The sequence below is a fragment of the Secundilactobacillus collinoides DSM 20515 = JCM 1123 genome (genome assembly GCF_001435975.1).
GTDB classification, from domain to species: Bacteria; Bacillota; Bacilli; order Lactobacillales; family Lactobacillaceae; genus Secundilactobacillus; species Secundilactobacillus collinoides.
Genome location: NZ_AYYR01000117.1, coordinates 50075 through 63960 on the forward strand (window position 1 = coordinate 50075; position 13886 = coordinate 63960).

The following is a 13886-nucleotide window of genomic DNA, read 5'->3' on the forward strand; positions in this document are numbered from 1 at the left end:
GGAAGACCTTCATTTGAGAAATCCTGATGTTGCATTTCACAATTCGAGAACCTGCTGAAGAGGTTTGTGACAGCTGCCACTCAGGTGGGTGCATGTGACCGCAGAAAAATGGCTGTTTTCAGCTATGTGATTCAGCAGTTTAAGGTGCCCCAGATTAAATTCTGTTCGAGAATTTAATCTGGGGCATTTTTTTGTCGTGTTAGCGGAACTGGTTTTTCAATGGCGATTTCTGGGATTGATCAGTGAGATTTTTTTGGACTGTTCCTTTCTTTGGCAACCTAGTGGAAACGAGTTCAGCAAGGCTGAGGGCTACTACAGAAACGACTCTGACCCAAAAAGTCAGACCCGGACTTTTCGGGTCTGAGTCGCTTCTGCTCCGCCCTCAAAACTTCTTGCTTCACTCTCTATTTAAATCCCTCCGGCGGTAGAACAAAAGGGATGTCAAACTTGCGATAATCAAAAACGGCAAAGCTTTTTTATAGGGTGACATAAACGCCTCAGTGATTTGTTGTTTTGAGGCCTGTTTAATGTGGGTGGTTGCACGGTTAATGAGCCGGTTATCAGTTGTCACCTTTTTTTGAATAGCGGTGGTCACTTTTGCGTGGATCGCTTGTTTTGCGGCGAGAGGCAAGTTGTCATTTGAGTTTGTTTGCAAGGCCCTTTGGTAGGTTTGTTGGATTAATTTTGTTTCATCAGTTTTTGAAATACCAGTCGTGTGGTCGGAAGCGGTGTTTTCCGATTTGATCTGTGCGTCAGCCTTAGTCATGATGGTTTGTTTGGCAGCCTTAGGAAGGGCTAACGTTTGGACGTAATCTTCAGTGTTGTTGATTGCGGTCGTCTTTGCCGTTTTTAAATTGGCGGTCAACGCTGAAACAAAGATGGCCACGGCAAGGACGGTACCAATCTGTCTGAAAAGTCCAAGGACACTCTGCGATGCAGTTAGCAGGTCACCCGTAAAATCGGCGGCACCAAGCACAACGATTGGTCCGGCAACTAGACCGAAGCCGGCGCCGATAAACAGCAGAGCAATAACAACTTGAGCGTATTGATCAGGGTTCATGAAATAGATGGTCGCGTACCCTAAAATCAACAGGATAAACCCGGTTGACACCATCACTCGTGGACCGATTTTATTGATAATGTTGCCGCTGATTGGCGCCAGGATGAAAATCATGAGTGAGGCAGGTGTAATCATCAGCGCCGCCGCGAGTTCGGACTTGCCTTGAACCTTTGTGAAGAAGGTCGGGAAAATGACCATAACGGCGACCAGAAAAATACCTGTAAGCACAATGGCAAGGACAGCACCGGCAAATTGCCGATGGGCAAACAAACTGAGCGGGATCATCGGCTCGTTGACGAAACGTTCAGCAACGATAAACGCGATGAGTGAGACACCGCTGATTGCAAATAAGCTGAGAATTGACACACTTGTCCAGCCCCAAACGGATCCCTGTACAAGGGCAAGCGTCAGTGAAAACAGCAGTATCATGGACAGCAGCATCCCGATCACATCAATTTTGGCAGCTGTACGTGATTCATTTTTCAGTGGTAAAAGCCACAGTGATAAACCAAGTGCCACAATAACGAGTGGGACATTCATGAAAAATACCCAACGCCAGCCGAGGTACTGAGTAACGATTCCACCAAGCGTCGGCCCGAGGGCAGCTGCCAAGGCCTGTGTCAACCCAAGGGTGGCAACGACTGGTGTTCTGTGGGCCATAGTGACTGAAGCGATGCCAATCGTCATGCTGGCGGGGAACACAATGGCTGTCCCGAGACTTTGCAGCGCCCGCCCGGCAATCAGCATTGTTGTGTCGGCTGCCGTTCCGGATGCAATCGACCCCAAGAGAAAGAGTGCCAGACCAGCAACGTAGACTTTATGGCGTCCCAGCTGGTCGGATAGTCTTCCCAGCGGAATCGTGAAGACGGCAAAGGTGATCGTGTAGACGTTGAGCGCCCAGGATAGAGAGGATAGACTTACGTGGAGGCCGCTTTGAATCGCAGGGAGGGCAATGTTCATAATAGTTGTATCAAGCATGCAAAGGAAGATACCGACGGCCATCGTTAAGACCGTCAAACGATTTTTAAGTGTCATTTAATATCGTCTCCTTGAAAAGTAATGTTGTAACGGTTTTAAAGCATAACAGTGTGTATAATAGGACTGAATACTTCGGTTACAAAAGGGGGCTTTTTGTAAACTATGTCACCAAAAGAACGACGTGACCAGGCGTTAACGGCAATCTACCACGCGCTGATTGCCCTTATTCAAACGCAAGCGATGGCAACTATTTCGGTCACAAAACTCTGCAAGGAGGCCGGGGTTTCCCGGACTTATTACTACAAGCACTTTACGACTTACAACCAGATTATTGACCAGTATGAAATGTTAAGTGTTGTCACATATATGCGCGGCCTGCCAAACAATACGCGGTTAGCCATGCCGACGATGATGGCCCATTATTTTGAACTAGTCGCAGTGAATTGTGAGGCCCAACTTGTCTTGTTTGAAACGGGCAATGAACAGCCATTGATTCGCGGTTTTGAGACGGCATTTCTGTACTTGCTAAAGTTGGATAAGATCAATCAGAATCCCGGATCATATACAACACGACCGTATTGGGGCAAATTTCTGGCGGGTGCTGTGATCAATACCTCACTGCGCTGGTTGCAAAATGGGATGGTGGAATCGCCCGCATATATGGGTCAACTGGTTGCAGACTTTCTCAAAATTCAACGCACACAAAAACGAGAAACCCACTAGATGAGTTTCTCGTTTTTAGGTTAGCTATTTATTCCAAAGGAATTTGTACAATTGTTCGCGCACCTCTGTATTGTCATTATGCAGACCATAGTGGGAGGCATCGTAACTGGTGATCATCTTTTCTCGGTAACTTGCCACGCGGCTGCCGATCAGGTATGCCAGTGATTCACTTGAGATGTTGGTGACCGTCCCATCGGAGTTTGTGCCGTTTTTCAGGTTACCGTACATGTTGAGCACGTGCGCCGATGACGGAAATTCGTTACGTTTTGCCAACAGAAGTCGGTATTCCGGATGGATGATCCGCGGTTTGCCAGTTGCTGTGAGCCTGTTCAAGTTTGGCGTGTCATCCCACAGCTTTAAGATGCTGTTAGATACCCGACCTATCCAGCGGATCTTTCGAGCGGTGATAATGCCGTCAAATGGACCTGCAAGGGTGACCAGCTTATCGAGTTTTGGCTGATTGCTGTCGTGACTGTAGTACTCTTCATAGTAGACCGCGGCGTAAGCGCCCATGGAGTGGCCAATCATGTTGTATTCCGTGACGTCATACTTTGTTTTAAGGGTCGTCAGGACATTTTTGATCCATTTTGCATCCTGAACCTCACCAGCTACGTTATTGTTGAACCGTACTAAAATGATTGGATTAGGTTTGTTTTTCAGCGTCCCGCGAGTGGTGACTTCGCCGTTTGCTTTAACATGCACAACAAGTCCCCATTGTGCATAGCCCTTTTTCACAGCCTCTTTCATCATTGGTATTTCCGATTTAAATGAGCCGCCAACGCCATGAATCAAAATTGTTGGCACGTTAACTTTAGCGGAAACCGTATTAGCTGTTTGATGTTTAGTTTGATGTGATTTTCGAGTAACGGATGGCTGTGAGCTGGTTTTTGCCGAATTGGTGGCCAGCTTAACTCCGAAGCCGAGCAAGATCCCTGCGACTAGCATGATAGTCAGAGAGAGTTTTATAAGGCGCTTCGACATAGTTGTTTTCTCCTTACCATGAAAGTTTAATCTAATAGTTTAGTATTCCAATGTTTGTGAGAGTTTTCAAGGAAAGGGTGTTATCTTAAGGATTTTATTGATTTTTTGTTAGTTGCGGTTTAATTATGTAGAAAGAGCGTAGCGCAAAACTTTTAAGGAGCGGGCCAGAAACAACGCTGTGTGGAAAAAAACTGAGCTTGATTTTTCTGTCCAGAATTGTGCCTGTGGCCCCTATCGTGCAAAATTCGTTTCGGTAATGAGCACAGGTGAACATGGTGGAACCTTCACAAAGACAAAGGGTACCTGAAGCGTTGCTGCTGCAGTCCGACATTTTCCTTGCGAAATTCGTTTTCACATGGTTCCTGAAAAAATTATCATCATCAAAAATTGACCAATTCCAGGAGGAAACAGGGGGACAAAAGGTGGTTTCACATTCAAAACATAAGGCACGCCAGATCAAAACTCCAATTTGGAATTTTGGACTAGCGTGCCTTATGTGCCCAGTGGGCAGCTGCTTGTTACAAGTTTAGAATAAAGAAATTAGATGTGATGAAGGGTGGTTCATTCTCAAAAAGATTATACTTCATACTTTAATATTTACTGTGCGGTGTCGTCAATCTAGTCACATCCCGAACAATTTCCAGCTCTTCATTTGTCGGTACGACCATGACTTTCACCTTGGCACCATCTGGACTAATGATGGTTTCCTTACCGCGAACTTGATTCTTGTCGTGATCGATGTTGACGCCGAAGACGCCGATCTGGTTAGCAATCCGTTCGCGCATACCGATCCCATTTTCACCTGAACCGGCCGTGAAGACTAAGGCGTCCAAACCGTTTAATTCAGCGACATAACTGCCGATGTAACGAACGACTCGGTTGGCGAACATGTCGAGGGCTAACTTTGCTTTCGGATTCTTATCTTCAGCCTCTTCCAGGTCCCGTTGATCTGGGGAGAGTTCAGAAACACCTAAAAGTCCTGATTTTTTGTTCAAAATATCAGTCATTTCGCTGATACTGATACCGAGCTTTTTGGTCAGGAATGTCACTAGGGAGGCATCAATGTCACCAGAACGGGTTCCCATCATGACACCTGCCAGCGGGGTAAAGCCCATTGAGGTGTCGATAACTTTGCCGTGATCAAAAGCGGTGACAGATGACCCAGAGCCCAAATGCAACGTGATCAGTTTGAGATCCTGCAATGGTTTACCCAAAATTTCGGCAGTCCGTTCAGCAACATACCGGTGGCTCGTTCCATGGGCACCATATTTACGGGCACCAAAGTCTTTGTAATATTGGTATGGAATCGGGTACATATAGTTGACCTTAGGCATGTCCGTGTATAACGACGTGTCGAATACGGCAACTTGATGCGCATTTGGCAACAAAGTTTGGAAAATTTCGATATATTGCGCTTGAATCGGGTTGTGTAAGGGGGCATATTCAGCTAAATCTTTGATTTGTTGCAGCGTTTCGTCGGTAATCACAGCGGAATCAGAGAAAATTTCCCCACCAGCAACAACACGGTGACCGATGCCAGTAATCTCATGTAAATGTTTCACGATGCCTGAATCTTTTAAGTGAGACAGCACCATGGCTGCGGCCAGACGATAAGTAATGTTGTCTTCGACCTTCTTGTATTTTTCAGCGCCAGGTCGCTTAACGGTAAAAATGGACCCCGGGAGATTCAAGCGATCGACGAGGCCGGATGCGATAACGGTCTCATCAGGCATTGAAAACAGTTTCCATTTTAATGTTGAACTTCCTGCGTTGATTGCTAATGTTTTTGTCATGGTTAACTCCCACCTTAATTTTGTCGTATGGTTCAAGTCTAACGAAGAATGTAACCGTTTTCAATAATTTTCACCGAAACTTCATTAATTATTTTAGTCACATGCCCATTGCCTTACCGACCCATTTTGGTTATGTCACCTGGAAAGTACGCACAAAGACGGGCACCCCGAATGATTCAGCTCTGTTTCCTTGGGGCAAAGTTGCTTCGACAACAGTCTCAATCTTGCAAAAATGATTCGCTGGCCTAGCAAGAATTACTGAGGTCACATACCTGACTAGCTCTAGAAAATCAGATTTCTCCCAAAATATGAGCGACCCCCTCTAAAAACCCAATTTGGCTTTTCAAAGGGAGTCGCATATTGTGCCAGTGATGGCTGTTTGTCGCATGTTGAGGCGACATAAAATGACTGAAACTGTCATTCTTACGTTATTGATCGACGGATGACAGTTTTGCCTTAACAGCAGTTTACTTGTTTAAATAAAGTGGGGCGCGTTTGACGACGAAATGCCGCCGCTAAATGTGACCGCGTTATTGCCATCGTAGGCGCGGACAGAGTATTTGCCTGGTGTAACTTTGATGGCCGTGGCAACGTGGCCATTTTTTACCCGATAGGTTTTATAGACTTTGCCGTAGCGAAAAATCTTATAGGTAAACGTCTTTGTGCTGGTCACCTGATTTTCATCGTACGCCGTCAAAACAACGTGCAGTTTTTTGGTTGGTCGGACAGTAATCCGGCGTGTCGATTGTGACGTTGTCCCTTTCTGAATGGCAGATGTCAGGCGAACAGCCGCAAAGACTGCGTGCGCTTGGCCAACGGTCCAGATACAGGCCACGGTCATAAAGCTCACGATAATACCGATAATTTTCGCTTTCTTAGTCATAAAATCCTCCTCGTAATGTTAGTGCTTAGCATAAACGAGGGGCATTAATGGGCCGTAACGATGCCGTTACAGTTGTATGAAGAATCATTACAAAGTGTGTCATATTTTTCAGTGCGTTTTTGGATCCCACACCGCTTATCTCATGAGGCACCAAAAATAAAGGCGCGTTTTTCGCTAATTTACAATTAGGATCAAGCGACACGAGGCCAATTTTCTATATTTGTGCCACATAGGTGTAACAGCTCGCAATTTGGCATTGTATCGAGCTGGCCAATACTTTGAAATTGTCATGGTATCGAAATTTGGATAGGTGACACGCGTTATTGGTTATAAGATTCAAACACAGCTTGATCATCATCGATACTCAACTGGCTAACACCCCCGTTGATTGGGTAGTTGTCCGTTGTATCAACGCCCAGATAGTCGGCCATGGTCCGAATTAAGGTACCGTGGGAGATGACGAGGATGTTTTCACCGGGTTCGCAATGGTCACGTAATTGCTGAAACGCCGCTTTTAATCGGGCGATGACTTGGTCGTAGGTCTCGGCCACGTGGGATGGATCAGCTTTGTTCATAGCGTTGCGAACTTCTTCTTGACCACCGATGTCCATGAGGTCTTTTTGTGAATGTTTTCCATAAGGCGCCGCAATACCGGCCCAGATGTCGTCGGAATTGAGTCCTTCAAAAAAGCCAAAGTTTACTTCCCAAAATTCTGGGAGATCAGCTGCTTCTTTGAGGTTTGATTGTAGCTGGTTAGTAATTAAATTACGAGTATTGACGGCACGGCCTAAGTCAGAAGAAAAGGCCCGGTCAAACGAAATGTCGCTGAGCTTATCAGCAGCTTGTTGCGCCTGTTCGATCCCTTCTTCGGTCAAGTCTGAGTCGATCCAACCCTGCATTCGGTTGTAACTATTCAGCAGGGTACTGCCATGACGAACTAAGTAAACGGTAAATGTGTTATCCATGTTGTCCATTTAAGTGCCTCTTTTCTCAATAAATTAAGGTTATCTTTATTTTGCTTGAAATCGGTACCAAAATCAAACCTTTGTCTGTAAAAAAATGGGGGAAAGTCCTATACTAATCTTAAAAAATTAGAAGGTGTTTGTTTGAAGCTAACAGTCTCATTAGCTCAGATTGATATTGCATTTGGGCAACCAGCAAAGAATTTCGCGAAAATAGAACAATTTGTTAAACAGGCGGCTGACCAAAAAGCCGATATGGTCATCTTTCCAGAAATGTGGAATACTGGCTATGATCTGATTCGTCTGGCCGACATTGCCGACGCGAACGGTGATCAAACGAAACACGTATTAGCTGCCTTAGCACGTAAGTATAACATAATGGTTCACGGTGGTTCAGTGTCGACTAAACGTGATGGTAAATTTTATAATTCCACGTATATTTTCGATAAGGATGGTACCGAGATTGCCAACTACGATAAGGTGCACCTATTTGGATTAATGGCGGAGGATGATTACCTGACTGCCGGCAATCGCAAAGACCGCTTTGAAATTAACGGTGTTGCAGCGACCAGTGTGATCTGTTACGATATTCGGTTCCCTGAATGGTTGCGGACGCAAAGTTTGACAGATAGCCGAATCATTTTTGTCCCAGCAGAGTGGCCAACACCGCGTTTGGAACAATGGCGCAAATTACTGGCTGCACGCGCAATCGAAAACCAGTCGTTCGTGGTCGGCGTAAACCGCGTGGGCAGTGACCCGGACAATCGCTTTGGCGGCAGTTCGGTCGTTTATGACCCGCTTGGCAAGGAATTGTTGCGTCTGAACGACCGTGAACAGCTGCAGACCATCACGTTTGATAGTTCACAGACGGATAAGGTTCGCGGCAGCATGCCGGTATTTGAAGATCGGCGGCCGGATCTGTACGAATAATGCGAATACGGGAAAGGGCGAGCCTATTCAGTGTAGTGAGTGCACCTAAAAACAAGCTTAAAGCGAGCACGTCTCGCCTTGAGGACTATCGTGTTATAATTGACGGTATTAAAAGCGGTCGATGAGGCTGCGAAATTTGATGAGGAGGACTCTGCTACATGGCAAAAGTAGAAAGTTTCGAATTGGATCATACAAAGGTAAAGGCACCCTATGTGCGGTTAATTACGGTTGAAAAGGGCCCCAGCGGCGATGAAATTTCTAACTTTGATTTACGGTTAGTTCAACCGAACCAAAATGCGATTCCTACGGCGGGCTTGCACACCATCGAACATTTACTAGCTGGCTTGCTGCGTGACCGGTTGGATGGTGTAATCGACTGCTCACCATTTGGTTGCCGGACCGGCTTTCATTTGATCACCTGGGGCACCCCGTCAACAACGGAAGTGGCCAAGGCGCTGAAGAGTTCGTTGGAACAAATTGCCAACGATATCAAGTGGGAAGACGTTCCTGGGACCACTATCGAATCATGCGGGAACTATAAGGACCACTCACTGTTCTCAGCAAAGGAATGGTCAAAATTGATCGTTAGTCAGGGCATCAGTGACGATCCATTCGTGCGCAACGTGGTGGACTAATTTAATCGCATACGAACAACTCTTGTGAAACAAAATAACCCGTTATCGCCTTTGTGGCGGTAGCGGGCTATTTTTGTTGGGCGAGGTTCACGGTGCAGTTAGTGGTCGCAAGTGATGGTTCCGGAATAAGAAAAATCCCGGTCGCACTCTGGTGTGCAGACCGGGATTTTGTTATAGTGCTTCAAGCAATTTTTGCAGCCATAAGACATAGTTCGTTTCACGTTCAATTCCCCGTGAGAGGGTAAGGTAGTGACCATAGTGCGAATCAATGTCTGATGGTGTTTGAAAAACGGTTGTCTTGCGGCCTTTGAGGTAGACGACGCGGTCCTGACTGATGGCCAGTTGCTGCGTTAAAAGTGGTCGCAGAAGCTCGCTGTCCTTTGTTTTGATAAAAAACAATTTAAGCGGAAATAGGTCGCTGTCCTTGGCGGTTAACGGTTCGCGTAACCAGTCGAGCAGGACCGTGTGCCCCGCTTCAGTGAGGGCGTAGTAGGTCTGATTTCGGTTTGCTTCAGGTTGGGACGCGGGGGTCACAATTTGAATCCAATCGTCATCGACCATGCGTTGTAATTCCGGATAAATCTGGCTATGTGACGCCGTCCAGAAATCACTGATCTCATGTTTGAATTCCTGAACCATTTGATAGCCGGAAAGCTGTTCTTTGTCGTTGATCAATCCCAGTAGTACGTAGGGTAAAGTTCGTTTTTTTGGCATCGTAATCGCTCCAATTTCTCGTTACGCTTATTATGCCATTTTTTACGGTAACTTTGAAGCGTTCAAGTGGTGTGAAAGATTATTTGCTAACGCGCTTGTAATCAGCATCGAAGTAACGACCCTCGCGAATGTCGTTGGTAATACCATCGTAAGGCGCCTCAGAGATAACGTCCTCATTGTTTTGACCAGCATCGCCCATGTAGGTGATGTGCGCAAATTCAGGCACAACCAGCTTTGGATAAGTGTCATACTTCTCACGTGATTCTTCCATCAGATCAATGTGTTCATTTTGAAAAGTGACCGTAATTTCTGGGTGTTCTTCGACCCACTTGGGGAAGAAAATAGTCCCGTTCAGCTTCTTTTCGTTTGGCACGAAATCCAGCGCAACGTCAGTGCCAGTTGGTTCAGTCCAGGCTACCTTGTAGATGCCTTCGGTCAGCATAACAATGTTGGCTTCCTGATCCTTGACCCACCGGCCAGCAACCATGCCGCCGTGGATCCGGTAATCAACGGTATGGTCATTTTTTGCATACCATTCGTATTCCCAGCCGTTATCGTACGTGTAGATGAAGTGAGTGCCGAGAAAATCGTCAAGTGTTTTGAATGTTTTTGTCATATTTAAGACTTCCTTTTTCTTTGATTATTTTATATGTCGTTATCGACACTGGTTACTATACGTCGTTATCGACTGGTAGTCAAGGAATAGGGTTAAAATAATCAAATTTTCAATTATTTTCAAAAAAGAAAAACGTTCATGAATTGCTTAATATCAGCTTTTTATTTACGTCAAATAACAGATCACATTTAAAAAGATGTTGACAAAAAAATGAGAAGTACTAGTATGAGTTTATAAATTTACTAATTAAATTTTAATAAAAACATCTTTTGATAAGAAGAGTAGCTATTGTCGATTGAATAAAAGAGAGTCTGTTTTGGTGAAATCAGACGTCAGTCAATTTAGCGAAGATGAGCTTTGAAATAGAAGTACTTGGTGTAAGCCGAGCACTCGGTAGGAACCGTTATTTTCCCAGATATTGATTTTTAAAGTATCGTTGAGACATCTTAAGATGTGAAAGAGGGTGGTACCACGGTTAAAACTCGTCCCTTACTGGTCATTAATGACGAGTGGACTTTTCCGTGGACGATCACCTAAAAGCCGCTGCAGTTTATTAATGACTGCGGGGCTTTTTTGTGTCAGTGATGTTTTTAATTGGCAGAGCGATGATCTGATCAGTTATTGCTTCTAGTGCCAATAAAGACATTAAAATTCAATGAAAATTAAAAAGAATGACAATAAATAACATCACATGTTTTGGGAGGATTTTATATGACAAAAGAAGCAGCATTACAAGAAGAACTTAGTAAGATTGATGTTAATGAAAAATTATCAGCATGCCCAATCGATTTTTCACGCAGCAAAGTAGCTAATCCGCGTGCCGGACAAAAAAGTAAGGATTATGTTAGCGGCGAAACGAAATCTAATTTTAATGATCGAAAGAAATTTCAACCCTATCAAGAACCACAATTCAATCAACTGTTTACTGATGGCACGCTTCCCGTCGAAGCCAATCGTTACCGTTTGATTTGGTCGAGACATTGCCCATGGGCTAACCGGCTAGCCATTGCAATTGATTTATTAGGTTTAGATGACGTCATTTCTAAAGGCGTAGTTGACCCTCTGCGACCAGCTGGGGTGGTTGGTGATTGGTTCTTTACTCTGGATGACAATGATGAGGACCCTGTGCTTCATACCAAGTCATTATCGGAAAGTTACCTCAAAGCAGATCCTAACTACACATTAAGAACAACCGTACCAGCATTAGTCGATGTTAAAACAGGGAAAGTTGTCAACAATAACTACAACACACTGATTGATGAATTCAGCATCGCTTGGAAGCAGTACCAGAGTGAAACTGCACCAGATCTATATCCTGAAGAGTTAAGAGAAGATATTGACGCGCTGAATAAGATTATTTACACCGATGTCAATACCGCTGTGAACGAAGCTGGCTTGGCGCGCTCACAGGTTGATTATGAAAAATATTATAACCGTGTTTTTAATCGACTTGATTGGTTAGAGGAACGTCTTTCAAAGCAACGCTACTTATTTGGCTCAACAATTACGGATACAGATATCAGACTTTATGTGACGTTAGCACGATTTGACGTTGTCTTTTATCAAAAGTATTACGTGAATAAAAAACGGCTAGTTGACTATCCTAATTTGTGGAACTACACGAAGGACTTATACTCGCTACCGGCATTTAAAAACAATACGGATTTTGATGCCATTAAGAAGCGTTTCTATCAGGTGGACCATACACCGCAATTTGACTTACCAAGAATCATTCCTAATGGTCCAGACTTGAGTGTTTGGACGGCACCTAATGATCGGAATCGTTTTGCACAATAAGGTTTGGAACCTTTGCGTTGTAGCAGATGGGTTATTAAAAATGAGTTTAGATAAATCTAATTACGGTAAATCATGGATTTGAAATGCTTGTTGCAGGCTTTGTTTTAAACAAATTCATGACCGAATTTTTGGGAGGTTGGTTGAATGACAAATGTACAGAGCTTAACAAAATTAAACAAACAAGAATATGAACAGCACTGGGAAAAATGGCACGAAAAGCGGGAAGATGCAATTAAGACACCATATGGTTGGCTATCACTTAGAAGTATTGACTGGCTCGAAGATGGTAAAAAAATTAAGATTGATGGTTTTCCAGGCCTCTGGGGACAAAGTGGCAATGCCGTTACTTACTACCCAGAAGAAGGGAAAACGGTAATTAACCGCGATCAAATTATTTCGGAACCAAAGGTCATTGTTGTAGATAATGTTGAAGACGTTAATGTTGAGGATTTTTATTATGAAGGTGTCAGGGCACAATTGATCAAGCGAATTGGTTCAACAAAAAAATTTGCCGTTCGTCAAAGAGATCCTGAATCGAAGTTTAGAAAGAACTTTACCGGGTTCCCCCATTTTGAACCCGACGAAAATTGGGTTTTACCGGCGCGGTATGAACCTTTAGATCACTGGTCAAATATTACTACCAAAGCGGTGACCGCCGGGTTGTCACATAACGAAACGCAAATTGGGAATCTCTATTTTAAATACCGTGATAAGGATTATCGATTCGTTGTTTTCCAGGGGCACAATGACGATTCTGGTTGGCTGAAAAAAGACCCAGAAACCGGTGAAACACGTTACTTAAACAACCGTCAGAATACAGAGGGAATCGGATTTATTTTGTTCAAGGATCAAAGCACGGGCAAGCAAACTTATGGTGGTGGCAGAGTGCTGTCAATTGATATTTCCAACCCGAATGAAGTTGATTCTGTTGACTTGAACAAGGCTTTTAATTTGCCATGTGCGTACAGTTATTTCTGCACGTGTCCATTTGCTCCAGAGGAAAACATTCTTCCGTTTGCAGTAACTTCAGGCGAAAAAACACCGGACGTTTATTAAACCATTGGATTTATCGTTTAAGCTGTTGTGATTAACGGTCAGGGGGAATTGGATTGCAATTTAAAAAAATTGAGAATACGGATGTTGCTGAGCAGTTAACGCCATTGCTTCACCGGGCTTACGCGGCAGACGTCAAACTCGGGATTCACTTTGCTGCCTCTTCTGTAACGGTAGAAGATGTTCGCAAGCACATCGAAAGTACACCGACTTTTGTTCTTGAAGACGATGATGGCACGATAATTGCGACAACATCGGTACGGTTGCCTTGGTCAGATAATCCAGGTCCGTTTGGGTTACCGCACTTAGGGTGGGTTGCAACAAATCCTGATTATCAGCAACAGGGATTTTCTAAAGAGATAATCAACTGGGTAGTCACCAATTATGTTCAGTCGGCACTACACACACCCGCTGTCACAATTGGTACTGCCGCTGATCACCCTTGGTTATTGTCGTTTTATCAATCATTAGGGTTTAAGGTGATCGACATTACTCAAAAACCAAATGGACCAAGAGCTGCCTATCTCATTTCAATTTTTGATGAACATCGGACAAGCTTAATTGATGATGCCTATTTAAAAAAGGCACTTTCAAGACAGACATTAAGTGTCCAATCGTTACGCGACTAGATAGAGCAATGTTTTTCCTATCTATTGGGTATGTAACACATAGGTAAGTAAAAATGAGCGGCTAATCACCGTCTCAATAAATATAATAAGGGCAAATTCAGGATTTAGAATTTGCGTTGAAAAGGATGGAAG

Annotated in this window: 13 protein-coding genes; 6 read left to right on the forward strand and 7 right to left on the reverse strand. The window is 44.2% G+C overall.

All coding sequences use genetic code 11. From position 1 onward, the window contains the following. Positions 1 to 397 precede the first annotated feature (397 nt). Positions 398 to 2095 (reverse strand): MFS transporter, encoded by a 1698-nt coding sequence (locus FC82_RS14855; protein ID WP_056997396.1) that lies wholly within the window; start codon positions 2093 to 2095, stop codon positions 398 to 400. A 105-nt stretch (positions 2096 to 2200) separates the two neighbouring features. Here FC82_RS14855 and FC82_RS14860 point away from each other — a divergent pair, with 105 nt between their 5' ends. Next, a complete protein-coding gene (locus FC82_RS14860; RefSeq protein WP_056997397.1) occupies positions 2201 to 2761 on the forward strand; it encodes a TetR/AcrR family transcriptional regulator in 561 nt (186 codons plus the stop codon). Between the two features lie 24 nt (positions 2762 to 2785). Here the strand turns inward: FC82_RS14860 and FC82_RS14865 are convergent, their stop codons facing one another. The 4 genes from FC82_RS14865 to FC82_RS14890 form a co-directional block, all read right to left on the reverse strand. Continuing rightward, positions 2786 to 3742 carry an alpha/beta hydrolase gene (locus FC82_RS14865; protein ID WP_054760232.1) on the reverse strand — a complete coding sequence of 319 codons (957 nt, stop codon included), beginning with the start codon at positions 3740 to 3742 and terminating at the stop codon, positions 2786 to 2788. Between the two features lie 590 nt (positions 3743 to 4332). Next, the gene (locus FC82_RS14880) at positions 4333 to 5535 is read right to left on the reverse strand and encodes an acetate/propionate family kinase (RefSeq protein ID WP_056997400.1); all 1203 of its coding nucleotides are present in this window, start codon (positions 5533 to 5535) and stop codon (positions 4333 to 4335) included. A 475-nt stretch (positions 5536 to 6010) separates the two neighbouring features. Continuing rightward, positions 6011 to 6418 (reverse strand): hypothetical protein, encoded by a 408-nt coding sequence (locus FC82_RS14885; protein ID WP_054760234.1) that lies wholly within the window; start codon positions 6416 to 6418, stop codon positions 6011 to 6013. A gap of 320 nt (positions 6419 to 6738) precedes the next feature. Continuing rightward, the gene (locus FC82_RS14890; protein ID WP_082620398.1) at positions 6739 to 7392 is read right to left on the reverse strand and encodes a histidine phosphatase family protein; all 654 of its coding nucleotides are present in this window, start codon (positions 7390 to 7392) and stop codon (positions 6739 to 6741) included. 132 nt (positions 7393 to 7524) lie between these two features. Here FC82_RS14890 and FC82_RS14895 point away from each other — a divergent pair, with 132 nt between their 5' ends. Next, entirely contained in the window at positions 7525 to 8310 is a 786-nt protein-coding gene (locus FC82_RS14895; protein ID WP_054760237.1) for a carbon-nitrogen family hydrolase, read from the forward strand. A 158-nt stretch (positions 8311 to 8468) separates the two neighbouring features. Next, on the forward strand, positions 8469 to 8945 hold the full coding sequence (locus tag FC82_RS14900; RefSeq protein WP_054760239.1) for an S-ribosylhomocysteine lyase: 477 nt from the start codon (positions 8469 to 8471) through the stop codon (positions 8943 to 8945). 171 nt (positions 8946 to 9116) lie between these two features. Here FC82_RS14900 and FC82_RS14905 read toward each other — a convergent pair whose 3' ends face one another. Beyond that, positions 9117 to 9659 carry a PadR family transcriptional regulator gene (locus tag FC82_RS14905; protein WP_056997401.1) on the reverse strand — a complete coding sequence of 181 codons (543 nt, stop codon included), beginning with the start codon at positions 9657 to 9659 and terminating at the stop codon, positions 9117 to 9119. A gap of 79 nt (positions 9660 to 9738) precedes the next feature. Then, the gene (locus FC82_RS14910) at positions 9739 to 10275 is read right to left on the reverse strand and encodes a phenolic acid decarboxylase (protein WP_054760243.1); all 537 of its coding nucleotides are present in this window, start codon (positions 10273 to 10275) and stop codon (positions 9739 to 9741) included. A gap of 711 nt (positions 10276 to 10986) precedes the next feature. On the opposite strand from FC82_RS14910, the gene FC82_RS14915 reads away from it, so the two are divergent. From FC82_RS14915 to FC82_RS14925, 3 genes are all read left to right on the forward strand, one after another. Continuing rightward, positions 10987 to 12072 (forward strand): glutathione S-transferase C-terminal domain-containing protein, encoded by a 1086-nt coding sequence (locus tag FC82_RS14915; RefSeq protein ID WP_056997402.1) that lies wholly within the window; start codon positions 10987 to 10989, stop codon positions 12070 to 12072. 144 nt (positions 12073 to 12216) lie between these two features. Further along, positions 12217 to 13128: a DUF1684 domain-containing protein gene (locus tag FC82_RS14920; protein ID WP_056997403.1), complete on the forward strand. Its 912-nt coding sequence runs from the start codon at positions 12217 to 12219 to the stop codon at positions 13126 to 13128. Between the two features lie 53 nt (positions 13129 to 13181). Further along, on the forward strand, positions 13182 to 13754 hold the full coding sequence (locus FC82_RS14925) for a GNAT family N-acetyltransferase (RefSeq protein WP_056997404.1): 573 nt from the start codon (positions 13182 to 13184) through the stop codon (positions 13752 to 13754). The last annotated feature ends 132 nt before the right edge of the window (positions 13755 to 13886 follow it).